This window comes from Chryseobacterium daecheongense, from assembly GCF_003729955.1.
GTDB lineage: Bacteria > Bacteroidota > Bacteroidia > Flavobacteriales > Weeksellaceae > Chryseobacterium > Chryseobacterium daecheongense.
Window position 1 is genome coordinate 447,101 of record NZ_RJTX01000004.1, and the last position, 26,401, is coordinate 473,501.

Sequence of the window (26,401 nt, forward strand, 5' to 3'; positions counted from 1 at the left end):
ATAGTTTTTGAGAAAAAACTGTTGGTTTATTTATCTAAAGCTGTCTGGTCTGTTTTTCTTAAACAATTAAAAGCATCATGAAAAAGACAACCATTCTTTCTTTGGACGGAGGCGGAATAAGAGGAATCATTACCTGCATTATTCTGCGCTACATAGAAGAGCAACTGCAATATCATGATAAGCCGGGCGCCAAACTCGGAGATTATTTTGATCTTGTAGCCGGAAGCAGTACAGGAGGACTGATTGCATCTATTATTCTATGTCCTGATGGACACCAGAAAGCAAAATATTCTATTCAGAAAGGCTTAGAATTATATGCTGAAAAAGGTGGCGACATATTCCAGGTGTCTTTTTGGGAAAAACTGATCAATCCATTCGGTTTACTGAATGAAAAGATCTCCCAGGAAGCACTTGAAAAAAATTTGAATGACTTTTTTGGAAATTTAGAACTTAAAGAATTAATAAAACCCTGCCTAATAACAAGCTATGATATTGAAAACAGAAGAGCCAAGCTTTTCAACTCATGGAAAGCCCATTTGAGTAACGACAACTTCTATGTAAAAGACGTATGCAGAGCGACATCGGCCGCTCCTACCTATTTCAGCCCGGTACAGATCAAGTCTATGTATGGACAGATCTTCAGTTTGATCGATGGTGGAATGTTCGCCAACAATCCCGCTCTTTGCGCTTATGCGGAAGCAAGGAAAACGCCTTTTGCCGAAGTGTTGAAAAACCATCAAAAACCCAATCATCCTGGTGTAAATGATATGATTATTGTTTCTATCGGAACTGGATTCGAATCCAGAAGCTATTCTTTCAGGAAACTGGAGAAAGCCGGAAAAATAGGATGGGTAAATCCTATCATTGACATTTTAATGTCCGCTAATGCAGAAACCGTTGATTATCAACTTTGCCAGATGTTCCAAACTTTAGGTCAGAGAAATCAGAAGAACTATTACCGTATTAATCCATCATTGAAAAATGCTTCTCCCGCGATGGATAATGTAAGAAGATCCAATATTGAAAATCTGATACAGGCCGGACTTAGCTATATTGATGATAACAGGGAAATGCTTAACCAGATTGTGCAAAAGCTCATCAAAAATAAAATATAAGTTATTCTGCTTATAAATGTAAAATATAATGTAATTAGCTTATATTTTATTTTTTCAAAAGTTTTATAAACACGTCAAGTTTTGTCGCTTTCGGCTCTTACTTTTGAAATATAAATCAAGCACAAAAATCAATCATTAAAAACTTTTATAACAACCATTGAATTCAACATTTATTAATGCTGAACAGCCAAAATTGTATCAAAATTTAAAGAAAAAAGACATGGAAACACTGCATCACCATTCAGATATTATTTTTGATGAAGAGCTCTATACTATTGAATGGAGCGACATCGAAAATGCAGAGATAGACTATGAAAACTATCTCAATGAGATTGAAAGTTTCTTCAGAGACGATTTTGAAAATGATATTCTTGAAGAAGATATTTTATAAAAAAGAATTTTAAACACGTCAGGTTCTGTCGTCGCTCACCATTACCTTTGAACGCCGGTTAAGAACACAAAATAATCATTAAATCTTCTACAAAGCCTTTGAATTCACCATTCACAAAATGCTGAACGGCCAGAACCGTGTTTAAAAATCCAATATATAAAATCACGACAAATGAACCTTCTGATTAAAAAGTAGGGTGGATATCCCTGCCGGAAACCACCTAAAAAAATAAGGCTTCCAAATAAAATACGATCAGTAATCCTTCATGATGAGGTATTATTAATTACAAATCAACAAATAGTATGAACACAAACAACAACACATCACAAACACTTTTCAGGTTCGCTACCATGCGTAATGCTGAATTAACCGACCCTAAAAACAAAGAAAGAAGATTTATTTTCAGAGACTATGCTACTCAAAAAGGAGTCATTGACCCAAGAGTACAAGCCGGAGAATCTTTACAAAGAGTCTGTGAAACGATCAGCGGCTTAGTGATCGAAACAGAAAAATCATTAAAAGATAAAGATCCTGCATTCTACGATTTGGCTGTTTGGGTAGCCAGAAACAAAGCGACAGCTACGAAAGCTGAGTTTGATAAAAAAATCAATGAATATAAAGCCTTACAACATCCTGTTATCTTAATTGACTCAAAGATCTGGGATAACCTGATTTATCAGGTAGTAACTCAAAAAGATTTTTATGCAAAGGAAACATTGATGCAATACCTTCATTTAAATCACATTTTATTAAATTATGATGGTTCCAATGAAGAAGTATATCAGGATGTCATCAAAGCAAAAGTGGTTCTTCCCAAGGAATTATTCAAAGTGGATCAAAGTGCATCCAATACAGCAACAACTTCCAAAGCTCCTAATGTAATATTCAATAAAGCCAACATGAAGTTTGCGGAAGCACAATTGCACCTTGAGGCAAACAAAACATTGCTTTCAGAATTAGAAAAGCTGGAAAGCAATTATAAAAAAGGCTATCAGGAAGCATATAAATCTGCCTTTGAAAGATATCAGTCTGAGGTCTTACCTATTCAGAAAGCATATTTGAATGAGCAGGCCGACAAAGAGAATAGAAAAACCACCCTCGAAAACAGGATAAAATATCTGACCGATTTAAGCCTTAAAACCCCTGAAGATGGAGGAATCCGTGAAGAAATATCCAAATTACAGGATGAATTATTAAAATCAACAGTTCCTGTTCCTGATTATCCCGCATTCTCTTTTGAATATGGAAGAGAAATTGATGCAGATGCTTTATCTAAAAGCTTAAGCGAAGAAAGTGTGCAGGCTTTAAGCAGAGCCTTTGGCGCTACAAATGTTATTTCCGCATTGAACGGGGTTTCTACTTATGAGGAGATCAATCAGATAATTGCACAAAGCAATCAATCTTTACAGCAAACTGTTTTAGATAATACGGTATTGAATCCACAGGTTTCAGCCTCAGTAGGAGGTGTTGTAGTTCCTGTTACCAATTCATTCAATACTTCAACCTGGGTCCCTTTCAGTGTAATGACATTTTCCAGAAATGCATCGGAATGGAGTATTATGCTGACCCTCAATAATCTTACTCAAAATATTATTTCCGGAAATTATAAAGTAACTCTTTCAGGTGGTACTCAGATCTCATCAAGCAATGTTACCTTTTCTTCTACCGGAACCAATATTTTATTTGATGTGAATCCAAGAATTCCGGGAGATCAGACTATTAATTTAAATGGGTTTATCCTTCAGGGAGAAGTAGTCTTGTCTGATGGTAAAACGTATACAATGGATGTTACTCTGATAAGAGATCCATATCAAATTGATCGTGTAATCAAGCAAGGGATTTTCAAGGGAAGCGGAGCTTTTGCATTGAAAGAAGTTAAGCCTGAAGAACCTACAGAAGGAAATCCGAAGCCTGTACAAGGTACTTTCATCCCTTCAGGATTCGGTATGAAAAATATCGGAATTGCGGATTACCGTAAGGTAGAACAAAGTACGTATGCTTATGTAGAAGGAGATGTCGCTCATATTGAGAACATTATGGCAAGGGAATATAAAGAAAGAGCTACCAGAAGATTAAAAAGAAGTGAATCCCAAACCACACAATCCAGCGAATCTGAAAAAGAAAAGCTTACAGATACCACTTCTACAGATAGATATGAGATGCAGAACGAGGTTGCCAAAATCCTTCAGGAATCTAAAGATTTTGCTGCACAAGCTGGCTTTAACGCTAGTTGGGGAGTAGAAGGAGGGGCAAAATATGGTCTAAGTGTAGGAGCCAATTATGCCACTCATAATTCTAAGGAAGAAAGTACCAGACAGGCAGTTACCAGTGCAAAAGATGTTACTGCAAGAGCTTTGGACAGAATCGTTACCAAAGTGAAAGAAGAGCGTATTGATAAAATTCTGGAAGAGTACGAAGAAAATAATAAGCACGGATTTGACAATACCAAAGGAAACGATCATGTGGTTGGTGTTTACAGATGGGTAGACAAAGTAGTGAAAAACCAGATCTACAATTACGGTAAACGTATGATGTTCGAATTCATGATTCCTGAACCTGCCAAGCTGCATAATTTGGGAATGCTGGTTTCTAAAAATCTGGAAAATCAGTTGATAAAACCGGTTGATCCAAGAGAATCCCCGGTTCATAAACTGGAAAACTTCTCCTCCTTGCTTGATGACACCAAATTCAAATACTGGATCAGTAAATATAATGTAGACACAGATAAGAGACCAGAGGAATTCATTTATATCGGAAAGGCTTTCTCGAACACTGTTGGTGATTCAAAAGAAAACGCTGAATGGGATGAGGCGATCGCAGGTGGTGCAGAAATACAGATCCCTGAAAATTATGTTACTATTGCTGCTATCGGAGTTATGCAAACCGGAGGAGAAGGAACTTATGGAAACTTCCTGAGAATTGGTGGAAAAGCCATGAATGGAAGTGAGATTGCTATCAATAATTTTTATCAATCCGTTCCTGTATCATTCTCTGTAATCGGCTCTCACGCGGTTGACGTGAATGCAAGTGTAAAATGTCAGCTTACTCCGGAAGCTAAAAATGAATGGCTGCAAACAACATTCAATAAAATTATTGAAGCCTATGAACTAGAACTGGAAAAATATCAGCAAGCGTTAAATGATGCTAAAGCATTAGGAGTACAGATCAAAGGTTCAAACCCAGGATTCTACAGAAAAATTGAAAATACCATCTTAAGAAGAAACTGTATTTCTTACATGCTGGATCAAAATCCTACTGCTGAGCTTACTTTTGGAAAAAATAAATATTACCAGACCGATAATGCCGCAGAAACATTCACTAATACTGAAATTAAAGTAGATGGAACCTTAGACAAATATGCAGCATTTGTGAAATTCATGGAGCAAGCCTTCGAATGGGAAATCATGAGCTACTACTTCTACCCTTACTATTGGGGAAGCAGAACTAACTGGGATGAATTATATCAGTTTGATGACAATGATCCAACTTTCAGAGCCTTCATGCAGTCTGGTATGGCAAGAGTAATTGTAACCGTAAGACCTGGATTTGAAGAAGCAGTAAGACACTTCCTTGCTACAGGTCAGATCTGGAATGGCGGTGAAGTTCCTGTAATTGATGATCCATTGTTCTTATCTATCGTTGACGAAATGAAGAATCCTAAAGGAACCAAAGAAGGAGAACCTTGGAGAGAGAAAATCCCTACTTCTCTTACCATTCTTCAGGCAGGTTCTATCGGGCTTCAGGTTGAAAAAGCTCTTCCTGTCTATTGTGAGCCAGGAGTGAAGTTTGATGATAATCTCGGTGAAATGTGTATGAGCAATTTTGAGTTGAACAATAATCAGATCGGGCAGTCCGCAGATAAATTGATTGAAATTTCATTTAATCGTATGGACATGTATAAAACAATTGCCGAGATGGATAGTTTCCACCTATTCCCAAGAGTTTATGAATGCTTAGGAAACACCATAACCGTCGACAGAGATGCATCATGGATTGGAGTACAATCTTCTACAGCCTTCTACAAAGCTCTTGCTGATGAAATTTCTTCTATTGAAGGGGTTGAAGCTTTCCCAACAGGAGAGAACGGGCTTACTTTCAGAATCAATATTTCCGAACTAAAAACATTTACTTTTAGAAAGCCCGGTGATATGGATGAGTACGATTTATTTAAAATTTCAACAGATGCTGAAACCTATGTGAAAATTCATAGTCCGACAGAATATAACACTCCGGATAGAATTCGAGATAAAAACGGTCAGGCGCTTACTCAAGCTGAGTATACAGACCGAGCTCCATTGTCTAAATTTTTAATCTCTTAACCATGAGTCGGGTAAAACCTGAGGCTATTTGGCAGCACGATAAAGTGCTGCCTTATATCCTCACGACTTTGAAAGACAAGATTAGTGAGATTACTGCTGTAGAAAAGATCATTCTTATTGGTAGCAGAGGCAGAATTCCTGAAGAACAATGGAAGGAATTAGAAGGAAAAGACTGGGATATTTTAGTACAGGCAAGATGTAAATTGAAAAATGCGCAGGTTTTAGTTGATAAAAATTATCATTTGGATCTTACCGTGTTTGATGAAGAGAAAGTCAATCACTTTTGCCAACATAAAACGATCAAAGAAATTTTCCCGGTTAACGAACTAGAATGTTTAACAGAAAAAAACAAAGAAAATGGGATTATTTGATGATGAATGGAGTGATGATTTATCAGAATTTAAAACGCTGTCATTTGAAGATGTTAATAAAGGATTTGCAGGAAAAACCAATATCCTAGATCAGATTAGTCTAAAAGGAGCTCCAGAATACAGAAGTAAATTTTTTGATCAAAAGAATATTCCTTTGGGAGAATCTTTTATGGATCATGAAAAAACTTCAGCTTTTCATGGAACCGGTAAAAATGAGAATGGTGAACAAGGATATTCATATACGGTAACTACTATTCCTTGTGAAAGCGGTTCAATGGTTTATGAAAAATATAAAAGTACAGCTGAGCAGCCTCACATATTGAACTTATTCTATGAAAGAAGCATTAAAGATAAAAATAATTTTTTCGGTGATTTTTACATTGCTCAAATGGGAGACTATCATGTGAAACTAGTGGACCAATACCCCAACCCATTACCCGCAAAAATAAATGGAACACTTTATAAAAACCTTACTTCTTTAAAAGATGAAGCAGAATACTTATACCAGGTAGCTTATTCAACAAATGGAGACAAGCTAGACCCAACTCAGATCCAACTTGCTCTGATGAGAGAGTACGGCTACAAAAGTGGAAACACACAGTTTGAAGAGTTGATTGGAAGTATAGAAGGTATTCCTCAGGATGCACTTAATTGGTGCGCAGATCAGGTTGGAAAATTAGTTCCCGATGAAAAAAACTACGAACCTTCCCATGAGGACTATTCTCCTCTTATTCCTCTACCAATAGGTGGAATTCTGGTCCCCGTCAACATGAATAAGGCAGCCCAGTTTTTTGAAAACCTTGAAAACAGCCCATTTGTACAAAGTGTAGAGAATGCATTCGCTACAGTTTGGGAATTGGTAAAGAACGCTGCGAGTAAAGTAAAGGATGTTGTAGTAGAACATTTACCAGATGCTTTAAAGCCTTTAATACAAAAAATATCAAACATTGTTAATCAGATCAAAACTTTTTTATCTGACTTGCAGGAAGTCATTAAAAACATTATACATATTGGATTAGAAGCTCTTAAAATTATCAATGCTTTTGTTTGCGGTATAGTGAGTGGATTGGTAAGCCTTGTCCAATGTATCCTGTATCTTCTCGCCTTTATATGCTCCCCCATCACAACATTTTCTTACAAGCAATTTCTTGAAAAAAGATCTTCTCAGGAGAAAATAGAGGATGTACTTGATTTTATTTACGAGCATGCCGCTAAAGTATTTGGTGCCATTACGTCACTCCTCAGTAAAGGAGATACAGATGGAATAAGTGATCTGTATGCTTCCATCGGAAACTTTTTCACTGGTATTTCCACTTACAAAATGGCTTATTATGCGGGATGTGTAGTATTTGAAATCATTATCAATATTCTTCTTTTAATTTTTACAGAAGGAGCTGGTAACGTCATTAAAGGGGTAACATATGTTGAAAAGATTAAAAGTTTATTGATGGTGATTCTAAAAGAAACGATTTCAGTGGTCACTGTAGGATTATCAGATCTTTTTCTTTTACTGGGCAGAATTATAGCCAAGTTTATTAAGGCGTGTAATACTGGCTTCAAAGCATTAGCAAAATTCTTTGACGAACTTATTTCCGGTATGCGAAACGGCTCTAAACTGGATGATCTGGCGCAAGATGTCCAAGAAATTGAAGGGGTCATCATCTCTCAGAGAAGAAAACCCTTGATTAATAAAAAATCACTAGTGTTCAGTTTCATTCCTGATGCATCAATGTTAAAAATCCAAGCTATTATAAGGGCTACAGAAGCAACAATTAATTTTATCAGAAACAAACTTGGATATTGTTTAGAATACAATGGCGTGCTGTTATATAAAGGAACTCTAGCAGGACTAAGAAAAGAAACGAAGAAAATAGTAAAAATATTAGAAGAGGAAGGAGAAACTGCGGCAAGGAGATATTTGGATGATTTACTTCTACAGGAAGTATACAGAACTCAGTATATAAGACCTCCTGGATTGTTCCCTAAAATAGCCAAGATTTTAATTGAGAAAAAGTTCGGTAAAGTCGGCGGAGAACTGTTCAGTACGGTTGAAAATGAATGGAATCGTTTAAGAAACATTCATACAACAGGAAATTCAAGGGGTAGACTGGTGCTAATATCTGGAATGGCAGACAAAGAATCTGGAACTATCTCGAAACTTTTTTCTAATTTTACTGATAAAGAAATCGAAAAAGGTCTACATTTAGACTTTATAAACGATCTACATCCAACTCTTAGAAAAAGATTAGAAATCCACTTACAAAAAAGGGGAGTCAATGGCGAAGGACTAAACCTGGCTGATCCTGATGTTATGAAATTCGCTTGGGATGAAGTAGATATTGCACATGCCGAGTTCAGGGCATTAGATGATCTTCTAAAAAAGATAGATCCTGATGGAAAATTAGGAGAGAACGCCTTTGGCAGAATATTGGGATACAACAGTTTCCTTCGAAAAGAAGGTTTACAAGGTTGTTGTGCAGATTGTTTTTATTTAACTTATGGTGTAACTTTTATGAAATAATAATATGTCTCAAATTATTAAAATATACAATGCAGAAGACGAAGATAATATCTTTGAATTTAAAGGCGTAGACAATGCCGGAGGAGTAATCTATTACTATGAAGGAAAACCGTTTACTGGAATAATCCAGCATTATTCAAAAAATATTATGGTTGGTGAAGAAGAATTTACTGACGGCCATATTGGAGGTGTTCAAAGAGAATACTATGAAAATGGACAGATTAAAGAAGAATACTATAAATATTTCGGTAAACTGGATAAATATTACAAAGAGTGGGATATAAATGGAAATCTGATCAGACACTCTATTTGGCAGAATGGCACAAAAATACAAACAATTATTCAATAAAAAAGATAGGACTGTTGTCCTATCTTTCATTTCTATTCCTCTCAAAACTTATCCACAAAAATAAAACACGACACAGTTTGTCGCATTAAGAGCATATATTTGTCTTAGAAACTTTAGCATGAAACGCTTGCGTTCCATTCGCCCAAATTAAACGCAGCAAAGCTGCAAGATAAATATTTCCGAATGAAAAAAGATTTTTACCTGACAAGATATGCCTTAATCATTAAAAGATTAGAAAGTTCTCCGGCTACTTATTCCCAGCTGGAGGACTATCTTTTAAATTCTTTTGAATTCCAGGATGCCGGAATCAAAAGCTATTCTATCCGGACCTTACAAAGAGATATCCGTGAGATCTCGGATCTTTTTAATCTTTCCATTCATAATAAGAAAAAAGGCGACAACCGGTATTATATTGAAAGCCGCCCTATTATGGAAGTGGATGAATACAACCAGAAATTGTTGGAATCATTCCAGGTAAGCAATGCCTTGAATTTACATCCGGATTTCTCCAATTTTATCTTTTTTGAATCCAGAAAACCTACGGGAATTGAAAATTTTTATGACCTTTTCTTTGCCATCCGCAACAAAAGAGTAGTGAGCTTTGAACATTACAATTATAAGAACAAGCTCATGACCTCGAGAAAGGTTCATCCTCTTGCTTTAAAAGAATCTAAAGACAGATGGTATCTTATTGCCATTGACACCAAGGATAAAATGCTGAAATCTTTTGGTTTGGACCGGATTAATTATCTGGATGTCAGTAAAAATAAATTCAGGGAAAAATATAACTATAACTTCAGAGAGCACTTTAAAAACGCATTTGGAGTTATGAATCTGGCAGAACAAAATCCTCAGAAGATCATTTTAAAATGCAGCAGACACCAGGGAGAATACATCAAAAGCTTTCCGCTTCATCAGTCACAAAAAAGCGTTAAAGAAACTCCGGAAGAGATCTATTTTGAATTTTTCCTTCATCCAACCTACGATTTTATGCAGGAAATCTTATCCTATGGGAAAGAGGTCACCGTTTTAGAACCGAAAGGTTTAGTTGATGATATCCGGAATCATTTGCGAGAGTCCCTGAACAACTATCTTGAAGAATAAGTATTCTCAAAATTTATATTTTTTTGATTACATTTACATAAATATATTTACATTGAAATCTTTACTTCTTTACCTGATCTGCTTTTCATTTTCTTTCTGTTTTGCACAACAGAAGGAAGAATTCAAACAGGTGAAGACTTTTTATAATCAGCATCGTACTATGCTTAACACTGAGTTTAAGAAAAAATTCGATGCCGAAACCAATGTTTTTGGCAAGGCCGCCATCAAGCGTGATTTTTTATTTTTTATGAAGAAAATGGACAGCATTGAAAATGTAGCCATGATCGGAGCTTTATTAAAGGTAAGGAATATTGAAGATCTCAACAGATTAAAGAATCCATCTCAAAAACTGGAAAGCTCTGATGAAACCTCTTCCGGCATCGTTAAGATTGCAGATTACCCTGGTGGAATGAATACGTTGCGTGAAGAAGTGGCCAAACTGTTTTATTCCGAAGGTGTTTACACCGAAGTAAAAACGGTAAAAGCCAATGTTTCCTTCATTGTGGAAAAAGACGGAAGTGTAAGCAATGTTCATGCACAAGGAGACAACTTCACTTTTAACAGACAGGCGGAGATCGCTTTATATAGTATTTCGGAAAAGTTTTCCCCGGCTATTGTAAACGGCAATCCCGTAAGATACCGCTTTAAACTTCCTTTAACGATGAATATTGAATAATTACATGTTTACCGACGAATATTTCATGAAAATGGCCCTTCAGGAGGCCGAAATAGCCTTGGAAAAAGATGAGGTTCCTATCGGGTGTGTTGTTGTTTCCAATAATCGCGTGATTGCAAGAGCCCATAATCTCACGGAAACACTAAATGATGTCACAGCACATGCGGAAATGCAGGCTATCACTTCCGCCGCTAATTTTCTGGGCGGGAAATATTTAAAAAACTGTACCCTATATGTTACACTGGAGCCTTGCGTTATGTGTTCCGGAGCACTTTCGTGGGCACAGATCTCTAAAGTTGTTATAGGAGCTAGAGATGAGCAGCGAGGTTTCATCAACAAGCACCTTACCCTTCATCCTAAAACCGAACTCGTTACCGGAATTATGGAAAATGAATGCTCTTCCATTGTGAAAGAGTTTTTTAAATCAAAACGATAATCTTTTTGAAAATAGATAGTATAATCATCAATAAAAAGCACCCTCTCATTTAATCGAAGAGGGTGTTTTATAATTTAATATATTATAAATTCTTTCCTAGGAAATACAAACCTTTCAAGGTATGGAGCCTGTCCATCACATGAATTTTATCTGTTAAAGGCTTGTAAATATGAGAAACACCACCTGTTGCCACTACAAAGCAATCATCATTCACTTCTTCATTGATCCTGTCAATAAATCCTTCCACCATTCCTAAAAAGCCATATACCATTCCACTTTGCATACAAGTTATGGTATCCAGTCCTAAAACAGATTTCGGTTTTTTCAATTCAATTTCCGGAAGCTGGGCTGTATGGCTAATTAATGAGTTCAGAGAGGTAACGATTCCGGGAGCAATGATAACACCTAATGTTTCACCGTTTTCAGCAACACAGCTTGCCGTAAGCGCCGTTCCGAAATCTAAGATAATTTTTTTTCTGCCCGGATATAGATTATGTGCAGCCACAAGATTCGCATAAATATCCGTTCCCATTTGCTTGGATTTGGCCTGCACCCCGGAATGAGTAGTTCTGTCTACGATCACAGGAAGTATTCCGTGGATCTTTTTAATGGCGGAGCTCATGACTTTAGTCAATTGGGGAACCACAGATCCTATGATCACTTTATTGATTTGCTTTGGTTCGATTTTGTAGGTTTGATACAACATCAGCATCTGAACATATAATTCATCTGCCGTTTTATACGGTTTTGTATTAATTACCCAAGAAATATCACAATTATCATCATCAAAAAGGCCAAATCTGATATTACTGTTTCCTACGTTTATTACGATTGAATTCATTGATTTTTAATAGCTAAAAGGGTGTCTAAAAAAATAATGGTAAAAGTAAAATTTTAGGAGCAAAAAACTTGAAGAAATTGGTGATTATTTAAATCATTCTGATCTAAATTTTCAAATATCACTTAAGATGATTCTTTTAACACTTGTTAAAAAGAGTTAAACCTATATATTCTTGCTATCCGCTTTTTTACTATCTTGGTAAATTCAAGAGAACAAACCAATTTACAATTATAACATTATGAAAAATTTAAAAAAAATTTCAAGAAATGGACTAAAATCAATAAGAGGCGGATATGTATCCTGCCCAATGCCAAGCGGAACTCCGGCTTTATGTCCTGGAACTGTCTGTCCACCTGACCCATGTACAGCAGTACCTTATTGTATTAGATCATCAGAGGATTGCGGCACGGGTGAAGTTTGGTAACTATTGAATTTTTCAAACAAAAAAGGAGCCTTTCAGCTCCTTTTTTATCTTATCTACTTTACTTCAACAAAGTTATTTTCCAAATTCACATCGGCAATTCTCTGACTAAAATCAATTCCTAACACCGCCAATTGTGATTTTGTGTACGGAATTGTTAAAGTATATTCTTTTTGCGTCCATGGCCAATATTCTACAGTCTTAAAGTCGCCATAGATATCTTTTTCCTTCCAGGTATGCGTCATATTCAACGGGATCTGATACGTAATAACTTTTTTATCCGCAGTCATCACACTAAAATCGATCGGCATTGGAACCTGTCCGTTATTCACTAAAGTAATCGTTGTAGATTTAGTGTCATATTTCACATCCTTGATTCCGTAATCAATCGTTTTAGTTGTATTAATCCAGTAATGATGGAACCATTTCAGATCCATCCCGGAAACCTGTTGAGCAATATGAAGGAAATCTCTGTCTGAAGGATGCTTCATACTCCACTGGTCATAATATTGTTTTAATGTTTCAGCAAGATTTTGCTCACCCATGATATATCCTAACTGCACCAAATACAATTCTCCTTTCACATAGGTGGAATATGTATAGGCAGAACCGTTGTCATGGTGATCTCCCAGCCAAACTGCAGGTTCTTCAATTCCTTTCTTAATAAAATTCCTGTAAGCATTCAGGCTATTGGCAAAAGGATTCGGAAGCTGTTCTTTCGGAGGGAACAGCTGATTCATCACATAGTTTTCCGCATAACTGGTGAAGCCTTCATCCATCCATGGGTGCATGCTTTCATTAGTAGCCAACATTTGCTGATACCATGAATGTGCCCCTTCATGAGCCATTAACCCCATTAATCCTTCCATATCCTGAGCCTCTCCTAAGATCATGGTACACATTCCGTATTCCATTCCACCATCTCCACCTTGTATAAAAGCATATGTTGGATAAACATATTTCCCGAAATGAGAATTCATGATCTGGAAATACTTCGTCACATAAGGTTGAGCCTGCTCCCAAACTTTAGTCTTTTCATTATTTTGATATACTAAGAATACTTTCGGGCCTTCAGGAACATCAAAGCTTTTTACGATATAATCTCTGTCTGCGCTCCAGGCAAAATCGAGTATATTTTTAGCGGTCCATTTCCAAACTGCCTTCTTGTCTTTTTCGGTTTTAATCTTAGCATTGGCATCATATCCTTTTACCTCTGTAGGATTTTGAAGAATTCCTCCGGCTCCCACAACATAATCTTTATTGATTTTAATAGTTACATCAAAATCAGAAAAGGGTGCATGAAATTCTCTTCCCACATAATCAAAAGTCGCCCAACCATCATAATCATATTCTGCAATTTTCGGATACCATTGGGTCATCGTCATATCAACGCCTTCCTTGTTGTTTCTTCCGCTTCTTCTGATCTGCTGAGGAATTACCGCATCCCATTCCAGGGTAAAGATTGTTTTGGAATTAGGTTTAATAGGTTCGCTCAGATATACCTTCATAATGGTTTCCTGAATTTCATACTTCAGATTCTTTCCATTTTGCTTGATCCAATGAATATTTTGGGCTCCTTCCTGATCTTTTGGAATGGACGCCAATCTTGAAACGCCTGCATTTTGTAATCTTGAGTCACCGTTCTTTCCTTGATTGCTTACTCTTTGGTCCATCATGGAATTAGGCTTAAAAGCATTCCAATATAAATGAAAATACACTACCTTCAGTTCATCCGGTGAGTTATTGGTATATTCTAAGGTTTGATTTCCTTGGTAAGTAAATTTTTCAGCATTGACATCAATATCCATCTTGTATTTCGCAGCCTGCTGATAATAAGGCGTCTGCTGTGCCTGAAATTGTGAAATGATAAACGCAAATACGATTGCAACCGATTTTCTCATTTAAAATTTATTTTTTCTAAAGGTAATAATTTATACAGAATGCTCAAAAGTTGAATTATTGTAAGAATTCATGTTTTTAGATAAGCTGTATGTTATATAATTAAATTTTATTTTTCTCACAGATTTGGTAGATCGGGCAGACTTTTTTTTAACGGAATAATCATCTACTTAATCTGCTAGAACTAAAAAAAATAAAACCTCAAACATTCACGTTGAGGTTTCTATTTTATATTGCTATATTGTTAAAGATTATTTCTTAGCAATTTGCTTTTTCCCGCTTTCCAAAATCTTTTCAAGGATTCTTAACGTGATCAGATATGTTGGTTTTACTCCTGTAAGTCCTAATCCTCCTGAAGAAAGCGTACTTCCTGTTTCCAACGGATTATCTGAAGCATAATAGGCATACATCACAAACAGATCCGGTGAAATATGGTGTCTGATTTTAGAAGCTACCTGGATGGCTTTCTGATAATGAGCCCCTTCCATTTCAAGACCAATAGCTTTCCAGGAAGTATTCATAAAATAGGAAAGAATATCCCTGTTCTGAAGTGAAGTTCCTAAAACCGTAATCATAGATCCTTCGAAAGCTCTTAATTCATCATCCTTAAAATCTTCCAATGATAAAGCATTTTCAAAAGGATAATTGTCTGCGGTACCTTCAAAGATATGAGAAGTAGGAATCATAATATCTCCTTTTCCTCCTGCAAGAATTCCTGCTTTCCCCATGATGGAAACCGATTTTACTTTCATCATATAGACTTCTCCCTGATGCTCAAATGGCCTCAATAATTCATCCATTATCTCAAACGCCTGTTCTCCGAAAGCATAATCGAAAACCATAATCACATCATCTCCATTAAACTTAATATGTCCGAATGGTGTGTTTTTCAAATCTGTTTTGCCTAAGTCAATGATCTGAACGTCTATATTGCTTCCGCTCTTATCATTAATATAGATCAATCCTTCATCCAACGCATATTTTGAAACCTTATCACGAAGGTCTTTTTTGTTGGAGATATCTTCATAAAGCTTATAATCTACCTCTTTCGTCTGCTTCTTTTTAAGAGCATCATTGGCATACAGCATGTTTTTTACCGAATGCATATTGGCAGAAATAATATGAAGCGGACGCATATGAAGATTGTTTTCAAATAAAACTTCTTTCACTTTGTTCGCCCATTTTTCACCGAAATAGTGGTGCCCTACTCTTTCTTTTAATATAGCACTGAAATGAATTTCTCTTTCTCTCGTCTGCTTGGCATCTTCTAAACTCACTTTTCCTAAGTTGTAAATGATTTTAAACAAACGATCCGGATTGTTATCATCCCCGAAAGTATTGTAGGCATTCAACGTTTCATCAAACGTTCTTCCTATTAAAGAGGAAAGGTGAATAAGCGCTACTTCTTTTTCTCTTCTGCTGAATTTCTTTTCGCCTTTTACTACTTCTTCAATGATTTTAAAAGCACGGGTTGGCTTCCAATTCTCTTCCTGGATAAAAGCCAGATTACGTACTTTATCTGCCTCTATAAATAAGAAGGTAAGGTGAGTAAGAATGTCATAGATTTCCGAACGCCCCAAAAGAACCTCAATATTCATCTGGTGTTCATCTATTCTATAACAGTTTCTTCTTCTCTTTTTAGGTACAATAGGTTCGAAACTTCCTTTATCAAATCCTTCATCTGAAGTAAGATGAATAAAAGCGCATTCCTCAATCCCTTCCGGAAGCCTGTCTAACACATACATCAAACCATCCAGCTCCAATTTATTTGGAACATTCATGGTACCGTAAATTTCCGGATTGATGGTTTTCAACAAGCTTCTGATACTTTCTCCTGAAACACCGGCGGGTTTAAAAAAACCTCTGTAAAAGAGGTGTCTCATAGAAATATACAATCTTTCAATTGCTTCCGTTGTTTCTCTTGCTCTGGAATTTGTCATAAAATAAATTTCACACAAATATACAAAATCTCCCGCCAACTTCACGTTAAGTATCTTTTAATAAGAGATTTAACATAATATCAAAATCTTATGCTTATATTTATAATCTGCAATGTAAAATATCATATCTGAACATATCTGCACGCTTTAAATTCAATTTTACAACCAATACCCCTGTTTAAAAAAGTTAAACCACAGTTTAAATTTAAAATTTTCAATGATACCCCTAAAATTTTTAGGGTTAAAATATTTTGAATTCATTTTTTTCGTAAATTTGCCCAGTAAAAATTAACCTTATTATGTCAACTTTAAGATTCAAAGCGTTAGAAACCTTACCATTCAAGGACTTTAGAAGAGACAACTCTGTTGAGGTTCCTGCTAAATTATCAGAATTATTCTGTCAGAATGTTTTCTCTGAAGAAACTATGAGAGAATATTTAACGAAGGAAGCATTCCAGTCTATTATGGATGCTATCAAAAAAGGAACTAAAATCCAAAGACACATTGCAGATCAGGTAGCTGTAGCTATGAAAGATTGGGCAATGAGCAAAGGAGTAACTCACTATACTCACTGGTTTCAGCCTTTGACAGGAAGTACTGCGGAAAAGCACGATTCATTCTTTACTCCGATTGAAGGAGGAAGAGCTATTGAAAGATTCAGCGGAGGCATGCTTATCCAGCAAGAGCCGGACGCATCTTCTTTCCCGAACGGAGGAATCAGAAATACTTTCGAGGCAAGAGGTTATACAGCTTGGGACCCTACATCTCCGGCTTTCATTATGGGAACTACTCTTTGTATTCCTTCTATCTTCATCTCTTACACCGGAGAAACTTTAGATTATAAAGCACCTCTTTTAAGAGCTTTGAACGCGGTAGACGAAGCTGCAACCAGCGTTATGCAGTATTTTGATAAAAATGTAACAAAAGTAACTCCTACTTTAGGATGGGAGCAGGAATATTTCTTGGTTGATTCAGCATTATACCAATCCCGTCCGGATTTAGTATTAACCGGTAAAACATTATTAGGACATTCTCCTGCAAAAGGACAGCAATTGGATGACCACTATTTCGGTTCTATTCCTACAAGGGTAATGAACTTCATGAAGGAATTGGAAATCGAATGTATGAAATTGGGGATTCCTGTAACAACAAGACATAACGAGGTAGCTCCCAACCAGTTTGAGCTGGCTCCAATGTTTGAAGAGGTAAACGTTGCAGTAGACCACAACTCTTTATTGATGGACATCATGGCGAGAGTTGCTCACAAACACCATTTTCACATCTTATTCCACGAGAAGCCATTCGCGGGGGTAAACGGAAGTGGAAAACACAACAACTGGTCTCTTGCTACGGATACAGGTGAAAACTTGTTGAGTCCTGGAAAAAACCCTAAGAAAAACTTACAGTTCTTAACGTTCTTCGTGAATACAATTAAAGCTGTTCATGAATATGCAGATCTTTTAAGAGCAAGTATCGCTTCTGCAAGTAACGATCACAGATTAGGTGCTAATGAAGCTCCACCGGCAATTATTTCTGTATTCATCGGAAGCCAGTTATTCAGTGTTTTGGAAGAGCTTGAGAAAGTAACCAACGGGAAATTATCTCCTGAAGAAAAAACTGAATTAAAATTAAATGTAGTTGGAAAAATCCCTGAAATCCTTTTGGATAACACAGATAGAAACAGAACTTCTCCATTTGCCTTTACAGGGAATAAATTTGAGATCAGAGCGGTAGGATCTTCTGCTAACTGTGCTGAAGCAATGACGGTAATGAATACCATTGCAGCCAAACAGTTAAATGATTTCAAAAAAGAAGTGGATGCCCTTATTGAAAAAGGACTGAAAAAAGATGAAGCTATTTTCAACATATTGAGAGAGTACATCAAGCAGTCTAAAAATATTATGTTTGAAGGAGACGGATATTCTGATGACTGGGCAAAAGAAGCTAAGAAAAGAGGATTGAACAATTTAAAAACCACTCCTGAAGCTTTGAAGCAGGAAATGGACAAGAAATTCCTTGATCTTTATGAAGAAATTGGGGTATTTACCCATAGAGAAGTTGAAGCAAGAAACGAGATCAAATTAGAGAAATATTCTACTGTTATCGATATTGAAGCAAGAGTTTTAAGTGATATCGCAAGAAACCACATTATTCCTTCGGCTTTAAATTATCAGAACAGATTAATTGAAAACGTTAAAGGCCTTAAAGAAATTTTTGGAGATAAAGAATTCAAGGCATTGGCAAAAGAGCAAATGAGCTTAATTGCGAGTATTTCTGAAAATGTTTCCAAAATCAAATTGGGTGTAGAAGACCTGATTAAAGCAAGAGAAGCTGCAAAAGCGGTGTCTGACAGCCAAAAGCAAGCGGAAGCTTATTGTAATAAAGTAAAACCTCATTTTGATGTAATCAGAGAAGCTTCTGATGATCTTGAAATGATGGTGGATGACGAGCTTTGGCCAATGACAAAATATAGAGAAATGTTATTTACAAAATAACAGCTGTAAAAGTTCCATATTAGTGAAACTCTCCGGAAAACCGGAGAGTTTTTTTTGTTTTATTAACAAGGGTGAAAATTGGAGTTTTAAAACTAAGATGCCCTTTAATAAAGGAAAAGCGATTTATTTTGTTAAAAAATCTTAATAAAAAAAAACCGCAGCCTACCAAAAAAGGGGCATTGCGGTTTGTTTTTCTTTAACATACCTAAATAATATGTTAAAATGTGTTAAAATAAGAACCTGATAATAATCATATCTGGGGTCTTTTTCTCGGAATCTCTACTTTTGTAATGCCTTTGAAAATAAATATTCCTTATTTAACACGGATAATCAAATATATATGAAGAAAAGAGTTTTGTTTTATTTAGTTGCTTTTGTGTCTACGATGTCGTTACAATCTTGTGTTACCAACTATGTAGTTTCAAAACCAGCAACATACACTAAAGAATACAAAACAGATGCCAAACTAGCTTCTATCGACAACAAGAAAATGGAGCAGGATAAGCAGAGATTGATCGATTCATTTCTTGCTGAAAAGGCAGCTTCTTTAGCGAACGCAAAAAATTCCATTAAAAATTCTGAGATCGCCAAAGCGATCAAATACAATAAAACCATCGATAATATCTTATCTGAAGCAGCAACTTACCTTGGAACTCCTTACAGATATGGAGGAACTACAAGAAACGGTATAGATTGTTCTGCTTTTGTTCTTTCTGTATTCGGTGCCGCAGCAGGTCTTAGCTTACCAAGAGTAGCCGCTTCTCAGGCTCAGGAAGGAGAAAGAATTGAGAAAAGCAACCTTCAGAAAGGTGATTTGGTCTTCTTTTCTCACGGAAGAAGAATTTCTCACGTAGGTATTGTAGAAAGTGTTTCTGAAGACGGTGAGGTAAAATTCATCCATGCAGCAACTTCTAAAGGCGTAATGATCTCTTCATTGAATGATTCTTATTGGGGCCCTAAATACAGATTTGCCAAGAGAGTGATCAATGAGAACGGAGATGCTTACAACAACTTAGCTGCAACAACAGCTACAACTTCAACAAGTTTTTAATTTTAAATAATTGATTTAAATAATGAAGCCATCAAAAATTTTGATGGCTTTTTTATTATAAGTTAACCGCTCCGGAGATTCCCGATTCCTCAACATGATATTGAAGAGACATCATGCGGTTTATTTCTCAAGTTCTATATCAAGCTTATACAAGAGTCCCTGAATCTCAGAAAGGGAGAATTTAGCCTTTTTAAGACGATTGGTTGCCGGATCTATGGAATAATTGAAAGAGGTCCTTAAATCTGCCTTTTCAAGATTAGTATTTTCGAAAACAGCTCCGCTTAAATCACAATTATGGAACACAGCATTCGAAAGGTCACATTCTTCAAAATCAACCTCAATCAATTTTGAATTTTTAAATGGTATCTTTTTAAGAGAAGATTTATAAAAGCTGGAATTGTTTAATGAACATCCGTCAAATGTAAAAGAAAGTCCAAATTCATTGCAATCATTAAACGAAAGCCCTAACATTTTACAATCCTTAAAATGTACATCCCTGAAAGCCGTTTTTAAAAGTTTAGCAAGGCTTACATTACACCCGATGAATTCACACTCGGTAAATTTAAATCCGGAGAAATCGGCCTGCTCAAAACAGCAGTTTTTAAAAGTACAATTTTCATATTCTCCTTTTTCCAGCGGATGTTGGGCAAAATCCGTATTCTCAAAATTTTGCTCTGAAATATAAGCTTCTTTCATATTGTATGTTTTTGTGTCATTGTATAATATCTGATACAGCTCCTTTTACAATCAGTAAGATTAATAGAATCCCATCTGTGATGAGGTTACACCAAGCTGTTTTTATCCGAGTAGTTTAATTTAAAGAAAATAAAAGTCATGATAGAGAAAGCAAGTAAAGAACTTCCTCCATAACTAAAGTAAGGCAATGGAATACCAACAGTTGGAAAAAGCCCCATAACCATCCCTAAATTGATCGAAAAGTGCATTAACAGGATCGAGGCAAAGCAATATCCAAAAACACGATTAAAAGTAGACTTCTGTCTTTCTGCGAGATAATAGATCCTCCCAATATAAATCATGTAACAAAGAATCAGGACAGCACTTCCAACAAATCCCCATTCTTCCCCTACTGTACAGAAAATATAGTCAGTTTCCTGTTCGGGTACAAATTTACCCTGGGTAACGGAACCTTCGCGATATCCTTTCCCTAAAAGTCCGCCAGAGCCGATTGCTGTTTTGGAATATAACAAGTTATATCCGGAAGTATCTCTGAACGCTTTTTCTCCCTTATAGAGAACTTCAATTCTTTCTCTCTGGTGTTTGGGAAGCTTTTCTAAAACATACGGAGAAGCAAAAGCTAATCCGCATAATATAATAATGGACCCCACAATCCCTGAGATAGAGATCACATTCCAAGACATTTTGTAATAATTCATGGCAATCCATCCACCTGCAATCAATACTATCGTTATGACCACATAAATAGGATTAACCGCTAAAGAAACCAGAAATACTCCTGCAAACAGGAAACCAATTCCAAATAACAATCCGCTTAATCCTTCTCTATACAATGCTATGAAGAATGCTATGAAAACCAACATGGAACCTACATCCGGAATTGCCAATACTACAGCTGCCGGAATTCCAATAATCGCTAAAGAAGTCCAAAGAGATTTTTTGTTACTCAGGTTAAAATCCGGCCCGGAAACATAGTTCGCCAGCATAAGTGCAGTTCCTATTTTGGCAAATTCAACGGGCTGCATGGTAAAGCTTCCGAACTTATACCAGTTTTTCTGTCCCAAAATTTCTTTACCAAACGGGAAAAGACCGATCAATAATAAGACACCGCCGATATAAAAAATACCCGCCATATTTTCGAAGAATTTACTTCTTCCCACAAAAATGATCAGCCCTACAAAAAGGGAAATACAGAAGAATATCAGCTGTTTTTCTCCAAGCTTCTGATCTACACTATAAATATTGGCAATCGCAAAAGTGCAAAGCAGGAAATATAAGCCAAGACCTATTTTATCTAATCCTTCCGTCCATTTCATGGCTTTGTAATTTTGGTTTTACTATTTTTGGTTTCTTCGTCTATTTTCTTCTGGAGCTTTGCTTTTTGTTTTTTAACAAACTCAATGCTGTCCTGCATTCTTTTCAGCTTAATGGAATCGGGTTTCGGCTCTACATATAAGCCTTTACGTTTCAGATCGGCAATCCATTGTCTTTTATATTCCGGCATAAAGCTGGAAGTGGTCATCTTTTTGTAAAGATGCTCTCTTTTCAGATCTCCTGTAATATATTTTTCTGCAATTACCGTACAGGCCGGACCTGCCCATGTTGCTCCAAATCCTGCGTGCTCCATTACGGCAGCAACCACAATTTTAGGTTTATCCGCTGGTGCGATCAATACAAAAATAGAGTTATCCTTTCCTTGTGGCACCTGTGCGGTACCTGTTTTTGCTAATTGGGTGAAATCACTTGATTTCAATCCAGCTGCAGTACCTCTTAAAACTACAGCCTCCATTCCTTTAAGAACCGGCACAAAATGTTTCGGATCCACCAGTGTTTTATGTTTCTTTTTAAATCTTGGGTCCGGATTAGGCTTTCCATCAATTGATTTAACGATATGTGGAGTATAGAACCATCCTTTATTGGCAATGGCAGCTACATAGTTGGCCAGCTGAAGAGGAGTCACCAACACATCCCCTTGTCCCATTCCGTTAAAAACGGCACCTGTTGCTAATTGATCCCAGTTTTTATAATCTTTTTTGCCGCTGTATTTATTTAGAGTTTTTTGTCTTTTTTCATAGAATTCTCCGGAAGGAATTCTTCCTTTGGCTCCTACTGCCAAATCATTATTTAAGAACTCTCCTACTCCAAAGCTGTTCATGATCGCTTTCCATTCGTCTACACCTTTGGAAGGATTTCCCGGATATTTATTCATGATTGCCAAATACGCGTAGGAAAAATAACAATTACTTGAAACCTGAATCGCAGGGATTAGCGGATCTGCTCCACCGTGACCTTTAATTCTTAATCCTTTATAATTGAATCCGCCTCCACATGGGAAAACCGTATTTTCGTCCATCACCCCCATTTGCATTGCTGCTAAAGCGGTCAACAATTTAAATGTAGACCCCGGAGGGTAGGCAGCCTGAACAGATCTGTCAAAAGTAGGTTTGTTTTCGTAGATCGTATCTTTGGATAAGGCGTAAAGATTTTTGGATTTATTGGGTCCGGTAAATAAATTCGGATCGATATCCGGTCCGGTTGCTAATGTTAAAATCTCTCCGTTGTTCGGGTCTATTGCAACAATGGCTCCATGTTTATTCACCAACATTTCTTCAGCCAATCTTTGCAGGTCATAATCGATTGTTAAAGTAATGTCCTTCCCTGTAACAACATCTTTATCTAATGCTCCGTTTTTGTAAGAGCCTATGTTTCTTAGTTTAATGTCCTTTTGGATATATTTCATTCCTTTAATACCGCGAAGCTCTTTTTCATAAGATTTTTCAACTCCGGTCTTTCCAATAAAGTCTCCGGGCAGATAATAGATGGAATCTTTTTTTATTTCCCTGTCGTTCACCTCACTGGTATATCCTAAAAGATTCCCGGATGTGGAAACTTCATACTGACGCTGAGGTCTTGAAACAATACTGAAAGCCGGATATTTAAAAATGATTTCCTGAACTCTGGCAATATCTTCCCTGCTGAGGTCCTTTATAAATGTCATAGGAGTCAGCTTGGAATAATATTTTTCTTTTTTAATGGTTTTGATCTTATTGATGAAATCCTGTTTCGTGATCTTCATCAGATTACAAAATCCTACTGTATCAAAATCAGGTTTCATCAAAGCCTGAGTAAAGGAAATTTCATAGGCAGGCTGGTTCCCAACCATAATTTTACCATTACGGTCAAAAATAACTCCTCTTTGCGGAATAATGTACTCGATTTTAATAGACGTATTAGCGGCATTTAAGGCATAACGGTCTGTAAACAACTGCAAATAAGCAAGCCTTGCCACAAAAATTGCGGCAACTACAACAAGAACGGAAAAGATCTTTAAATAACGTGTGTTCAAACTTTCTGTTTGATTTTAAATATTAATGCATATATAACGATAAATATAAAGGAAATTATACTTGTTACCAATACATTAAGTAATATTTCAAAAAATCTGCTAAACTTAAAGAATTCGATATATTGCACTAAAAGCTGGTGCAAAAATATGCTTGAAAACAGGAACAACAGAAACTGAGCCCATTGAAGGGACTGAAAAGAAAAAAAGTCTGTGGAAGTATCTGTAGATGTCCTGAAAATCAAGGTTCTGAAGTAGGCGATCAAAGTAGTTGCAAAAGCGTTGATCCCGCCCGAATTTAAAAACATGTCTATTGCCAATCCTATCAAAAAGCTTAGAGCCAGGAATTGAAATTTATTTCTGAAAAAAGGATAAAACATAACGAACACAGGATATAGCACGGGAGTATATTTCCCAAAAATAGTGATCCTGTTCAAAACAAAGATTTGCAATGCAACAAGAAAAATCATGATTAAAATATCCGTAAATAGTGTTCTGCTAATCATTTTCTTTTTTTATTACTGCCTGCAATGTATCCTGAATTCTCTGTACCTCAGCTTTCTTTAAATTTTTAACGACGTACACTTTATTCAATGCTCCCATCTTTTCGCTGAGTTCTACAGAAATATCCCAGAAACCGGTTTTATTATCTACTGAATATCCTGCAATGGTCCCAATCATTACACCTTTTGGAAAGATCGCCGATTTACCATCTGTTACAACGGTGTCTCCAATTTTTAAGGCAACATATTTAGGAATGTCTGCCAAATGCATTACTCTTGAATTATCTCCATTCCAGGTAAGAGTACCAAAATATCCTGAATTTTTCAAAGCCGCATTGATTCTGATCTTATTGACACTTAGCACCGATTGAACTAATGCATAGCTGTCTGTAGAATTAATCACGATTCCGGCAATTCCTCTCGGGGCCATTACACCCATCTGTGGGAATACCCCGTCTCTTTTTCCACGGTTAATCGTAAAATAATTATTCCTTCTGTTGATACTGTTAAAAACAATCTCTCCGTCTACAAATGTATAGATCTGTCCTCCTCCCAACGTATCATGAACTTTTCTGAAAACAGGATTTTTTGCTCCCTCCTTTCCATAAAGCTGTACCATTAAGGCTTTATTCTGCGCTACCAGATCTTCATTGATCTGTTTCAGCTTCAGGTAAGTAACCCCTTCATCAATATACCCTGAAACCCATGAATTAAAAGCAGCAGTCTGCCCCGCAATCCACGATCTCTGCATGGCATTTTTAGAGAATATCAGAACCAGAGCAATAATTTGCAAGAAAATAAAGAAGACAAAAAGTGCGTTCTTCGAAAATAATCTCAGCAAAAATCCCATTCAGATATTAAGTCGTAAAAAGTTAAAATTTATTTAATCAAGAAATTGAACTTATCCATATTCTTAAGCGCGATACCTGTTCCACGCACAACAGCTCTCAACGGGTCTTCCGCTACAAATACAGGAAGTCCTGTTTTCTTATGAATTCTGTCTGCAAGGCCTCTTAATAACGCACCTCCTCCAGCAAGATAAATACCTGTTTTATAGATATCAGCAGCCAATTCCGGTGGTGTCAAAGAAAGAGTTTCCATTACGGCATCTTCAATTCTGATGATCGATTTGTCTAGTGCACGTGCAATTTCTTTGTAGCCAACCATAATTTCTTTTGGCTTTCCTGTGATAAGGTCTCTACCTTGTACCGGAATATCTTCAATATCTACATCAAGATCTTCAACAGCCGATCCTACTTCAATTTTCACTCTTTCCGCCGTTCTTTCTCCGATGTATAAGTTATGATGAGTTCTTAAGTAATAAGCAATATCATTGGTAAATACATCACCTGCAATTTTTACGGATTTATCGCAAACGATACCTCCTAAAGCTACCACCGCAATTTCAGTAGTACCACCGCCTATATCGATGATCATATTTCCTTCCGGTTTTTGAACATCAATTCCCACCCCTATTGCAGCAGCCATTGGTTCATAGATCAATTTCACTTCCTTCGCATTTACTTTTTGCGCAGAATCTCTTACCGCTCTTTTCTCTACCTCAGTAATTCCTGAAGGAATACAGATCACGATTCTTAAAGCAGGCTGAATGAATTTACCTTTAATTCCCGGAATTTTTTTGATAAATTCTTTGATCATATGTTCAGAAGCATGAAAATCCGCGATTACCCCATCTTTCAAAGGACGGATTGTCTTGATATCTTCGTGAGTTTTCCCCTGCATATGCTTTGCCTGTTCCCCCACAGCAATCGGTCTCCCCGTAGAACGTTCTATGGCAACAATTGAAGGCTGATCGATAACAATTTTATTATTATGGATGATAAGGGTATTAGCAGTTCCTAGGTCTATCGCAATTTCTTGCGTAAACATATCAAATAAACTCATATATTTCTTCTGATTTTAAGTTTAC

At 36.4% G+C, this 26,401-nt stretch carries 21 protein-coding genes; 12 read left to right on the top strand and 9 right to left on the bottom strand.

What is annotated here, in order from left to right:
• The first annotated feature begins 77 nt into the window (after positions 1-77).
• The 9 genes from EGI05_RS15360 to EGI05_RS15400 all read left to right on the top strand — a co-directional run bounded on the left by EGI05_RS15360 (position 78) and on the right by EGI05_RS15400 (position 11,282).
• The gene (locus tag EGI05_RS15360; RefSeq protein ID WP_123263908.1) at positions 78-1,115 is read left to right on the top strand and encodes a patatin-like phospholipase family protein; all 1,038 of its coding nucleotides are present in this window, start codon (positions 78-80) and stop codon (positions 1,113-1,115) included.
• 220 nt (positions 1,116-1,335) lie between these two features.
• Positions 1,336-1,506, top strand: a complete 171-nt coding sequence (locus EGI05_RS18040; RefSeq protein ID WP_166668359.1) for a hypothetical protein — start codon at positions 1,336-1,338, stop codon at positions 1,504-1,506.
• A 302-nt stretch (positions 1,507-1,808) separates the two neighbouring features.
• Positions 1,809-5,825, top strand: coding sequence for a hypothetical protein (locus tag EGI05_RS15370; protein WP_134197457.1), 4,017 nt, complete (start codon positions 1,809-1,811; stop codon positions 5,823-5,825).
• Positions 5,826-5,827: 2 nt separating this feature from the next.
• Positions 5,828-6,196 (top strand): hypothetical protein, encoded by a 369-nt coding sequence (locus tag EGI05_RS15375; RefSeq protein WP_123263911.1) that lies wholly within the window; start codon positions 5,828-5,830, stop codon positions 6,194-6,196.
• Positions 6,183-8,717 (top strand): phage tail protein, encoded by a 2,535-nt coding sequence (locus EGI05_RS15380; protein ID WP_123263912.1) that lies wholly within the window; start codon positions 6,183-6,185, stop codon positions 8,715-8,717. The genes EGI05_RS15375 and EGI05_RS15380 overlap by 14 nt, the downstream gene beginning before the upstream one ends.
• Positions 8,718-8,721: 4 nt before the next feature.
• Positions 8,722-9,066, top strand: coding sequence for a toxin-antitoxin system YwqK family antitoxin (locus EGI05_RS15385; RefSeq protein WP_123263913.1), 345 nt, complete (start codon positions 8,722-8,724; stop codon positions 9,064-9,066).
• A 183-nt stretch (positions 9,067-9,249) separates the two neighbouring features.
• The gene (locus EGI05_RS15390) at positions 9,250-10,170 is read left to right on the top strand and encodes a helix-turn-helix transcriptional regulator (RefSeq protein WP_123263914.1); all 921 of its coding nucleotides are present in this window, start codon (positions 9,250-9,252) and stop codon (positions 10,168-10,170) included.
• A gap of 52 nt (positions 10,171-10,222) precedes the next feature.
• Positions 10,223-10,846, top strand: coding sequence for an energy transducer TonB (locus EGI05_RS15395; protein ID WP_228428628.1), 624 nt, complete (start codon positions 10,223-10,225; stop codon positions 10,844-10,846).
• Between the two features lie 4 nt (positions 10,847-10,850).
• Positions 10,851-11,282, top strand: a complete 432-nt coding sequence (locus EGI05_RS15400) for a nucleoside deaminase (protein WP_123263915.1) — start codon at positions 10,851-10,853, stop codon at positions 11,280-11,282.
• Positions 11,283-11,364: 82 nt separating this feature from the next.
• Here EGI05_RS15400 and EGI05_RS15405 read toward each other — a convergent pair whose 3' ends face one another.
• Complete coding sequence (locus EGI05_RS15405) at positions 11,365-12,123, bottom strand: type III pantothenate kinase (RefSeq protein WP_123263916.1); 759 nt, start codon at positions 12,121-12,123, stop codon at positions 11,365-11,367.
• A gap of 238 nt (positions 12,124-12,361) precedes the next feature.
• On the opposite strand from EGI05_RS15405, the gene EGI05_RS18260 reads away from it, so the two are divergent.
• Positions 12,362-12,547, top strand: a complete 186-nt coding sequence (locus EGI05_RS18260) for a bacteriocin-like protein (RefSeq protein WP_449506042.1) — start codon at positions 12,362-12,364, stop codon at positions 12,545-12,547.
• A gap of 53 nt (positions 12,548-12,600) precedes the next feature.
• Here EGI05_RS18260 and EGI05_RS15410 read toward each other — a convergent pair whose 3' ends face one another.
• Together EGI05_RS15410 and EGI05_RS15415 are read right to left on the bottom strand one after the other, a co-directional pair.
• A complete protein-coding gene (locus EGI05_RS15410) occupies positions 12,601-14,445 on the bottom strand; it encodes a M1 family metallopeptidase (protein WP_123263917.1) in 1,845 nt (614 codons plus the stop codon).
• Between the two features lie 249 nt (positions 14,446-14,694).
• Positions 14,695-16,383, bottom strand: coding sequence for a DUF6909 family protein (locus EGI05_RS15415; protein ID WP_123263918.1), 1,689 nt, complete (start codon positions 16,381-16,383; stop codon positions 14,695-14,697).
• Positions 16,384-16,682: 299 nt separating this feature from the next.
• On the opposite strand from EGI05_RS15415, the gene EGI05_RS15420 reads away from it, so the two are divergent.
• Positions 16,683-18,878, top strand: coding sequence for a glutamine synthetase III family protein (locus EGI05_RS15420; protein ID WP_123263919.1), 2,196 nt, complete (start codon positions 16,683-16,685; stop codon positions 18,876-18,878).
• 340 nt (positions 18,879-19,218) lie between these two features.
• Positions 19,219-19,929, top strand: coding sequence for a C40 family peptidase (locus tag EGI05_RS15425; RefSeq protein ID WP_123263920.1), 711 nt, complete (start codon positions 19,219-19,221; stop codon positions 19,927-19,929).
• A 120-nt stretch (positions 19,930-20,049) separates the two neighbouring features.
• Here the strand turns inward: EGI05_RS15425 and EGI05_RS15430 are convergent, their stop codons facing one another.
• The 6 genes from EGI05_RS15430 to EGI05_RS15455 all read right to left on the bottom strand — a co-directional run bounded on the left by EGI05_RS15430 (position 20,050) and on the right by EGI05_RS15455 (position 26,376).
• A complete protein-coding gene (locus EGI05_RS15430; protein ID WP_123263921.1) occupies positions 20,050-20,625 on the bottom strand; it encodes a pentapeptide repeat-containing protein in 576 nt (191 codons plus the stop codon).
• An 86-nt stretch (positions 20,626-20,711) separates the two neighbouring features.
• Complete coding sequence (rodA, locus tag EGI05_RS15435; RefSeq protein WP_123263922.1) at positions 20,712-21,941, bottom strand: rod shape-determining protein RodA; 1,230 nt, start codon at positions 21,939-21,941, stop codon at positions 20,712-20,714.
• A complete protein-coding gene (locus tag EGI05_RS15440; protein WP_123263923.1) occupies positions 21,938-23,971 on the bottom strand; it encodes a peptidoglycan D,D-transpeptidase FtsI family protein in 2,034 nt (677 codons plus the stop codon). Before EGI05_RS15440 ends, rodA begins: the two co-directional genes overlap by 4 nt.
• Entirely contained in the window at positions 23,968-24,474 is a 507-nt protein-coding gene (locus tag EGI05_RS18135; protein ID WP_123263924.1) for a rod shape-determining protein MreD, read from the bottom strand. Before EGI05_RS18135 ends, EGI05_RS15440 begins: the two co-directional genes overlap by 4 nt.
• Positions 24,467-25,321, bottom strand: coding sequence for a rod shape-determining protein MreC (gene mreC, locus EGI05_RS15450; protein WP_123263925.1), 855 nt, complete (start codon positions 25,319-25,321; stop codon positions 24,467-24,469). The genes EGI05_RS18135 and mreC overlap by 8 nt, the downstream gene beginning before the upstream one ends.
• A 29-nt stretch (positions 25,322-25,350) precedes the next feature.
• Entirely contained in the window at positions 25,351-26,376 is a 1,026-nt protein-coding gene (locus EGI05_RS15455; RefSeq protein ID WP_121462419.1) for a rod shape-determining protein, read from the bottom strand.
• Positions 26,377-26,401: the final 25 nt, after the last annotated feature.

What these genes read in the sequence shown, in the direction of transcription:
- EGI05_RS15360 (WP_123263908.1), top strand. Translation starts at nt 78, where the DNA reads ATGAAAAAGACAACCATTCTTTCTTTGGACGGAGGCGGAATAAGAGGA.
- EGI05_RS18040 (WP_166668359.1), top strand. Translation starts at nt 1,336, where the DNA reads ATGGAAACACTGCATCACCATTCAGATATTATTTTTGATGAAGAGCTC.
- EGI05_RS15370 (WP_134197457.1), top strand. Translation starts at nt 1,809, where the DNA reads ATGAACACAAACAACAACACATCACAAACACTTTTCAGGTTCGCTACC.
- EGI05_RS15375 (WP_123263911.1), top strand. Translation starts at nt 5,828, where the DNA reads ATGAGTCGGGTAAAACCTGAGGCTATTTGGCAGCACGATAAAGTGCTG.
- EGI05_RS15380 (WP_123263912.1), top strand. Translation starts at nt 6,183, where the DNA reads ATGGGATTATTTGATGATGAATGGAGTGATGATTTATCAGAATTTAAA.
- EGI05_RS15385 (WP_123263913.1), top strand. Translation starts at nt 8,722, where the DNA reads ATGTCTCAAATTATTAAAATATACAATGCAGAAGACGAAGATAATATC.
- EGI05_RS15390 (WP_123263914.1), top strand. Translation starts at nt 9,250, where the DNA reads ATGAAAAAAGATTTTTACCTGACAAGATATGCCTTAATCATTAAAAGA.
- EGI05_RS15400 (WP_123263915.1), top strand. Translation starts at nt 10,851, where the DNA reads ATGTTTACCGACGAATATTTCATGAAAATGGCCCTTCAGGAGGCCGAA.
- EGI05_RS15405 (WP_123263916.1), bottom strand. Translation starts at nt 12,123, where the DNA reads ATGAATTCAATCGTAATAAACGTAGGAAACAGTAATATCAGATTTGGC.
- EGI05_RS18260 (WP_449506042.1), top strand. Translation starts at nt 12,362, where the DNA reads ATGAAAAATTTAAAAAAAATTTCAAGAAATGGACTAAAATCAATAAGA.
- EGI05_RS15410 (WP_123263917.1), bottom strand. Translation starts at nt 14,445, where the DNA reads ATGAGAAAATCGGTTGCAATCGTATTTGCGTTTATCATTTCACAATTT.
- EGI05_RS15415 (WP_123263918.1), bottom strand. Translation starts at nt 16,383, where the DNA reads ATGACAAATTCCAGAGCAAGAGAAACAACGGAAGCAATTGAAAGATTG.
- EGI05_RS15420 (WP_123263919.1), top strand. Translation starts at nt 16,683, where the DNA reads ATGTCAACTTTAAGATTCAAAGCGTTAGAAACCTTACCATTCAAGGAC.
- EGI05_RS15425 (WP_123263920.1), top strand. Translation starts at nt 19,219, where the DNA reads ATGAAGAAAAGAGTTTTGTTTTATTTAGTTGCTTTTGTGTCTACGATG.
- EGI05_RS15430 (WP_123263921.1), bottom strand. Translation starts at nt 20,625, where the DNA reads ATGAAAGAAGCTTATATTTCAGAGCAAAATTTTGAGAATACGGATTTT.
- rodA (WP_123263922.1), bottom strand. Translation starts at nt 21,941, where the DNA reads ATGAAATGGACGGAAGGATTAGATAAAATAGGTCTTGGCTTATATTTC.
- EGI05_RS18135 (WP_123263924.1), bottom strand. Translation starts at nt 24,474, where the DNA reads ATGATTAGCAGAACACTATTTACGGATATTTTAATCATGATTTTTCTT.
- mreC (WP_123263925.1), bottom strand. Translation starts at nt 25,321, where the DNA reads ATGGGATTTTTGCTGAGATTATTTTCGAAGAACGCACTTTTTGTCTTC.
- EGI05_RS15455 (WP_121462419.1), bottom strand. Translation starts at nt 26,376, where the DNA reads ATGAGTTTATTTGATATGTTTACGCAAGAAATTGCGATAGACCTAGGA.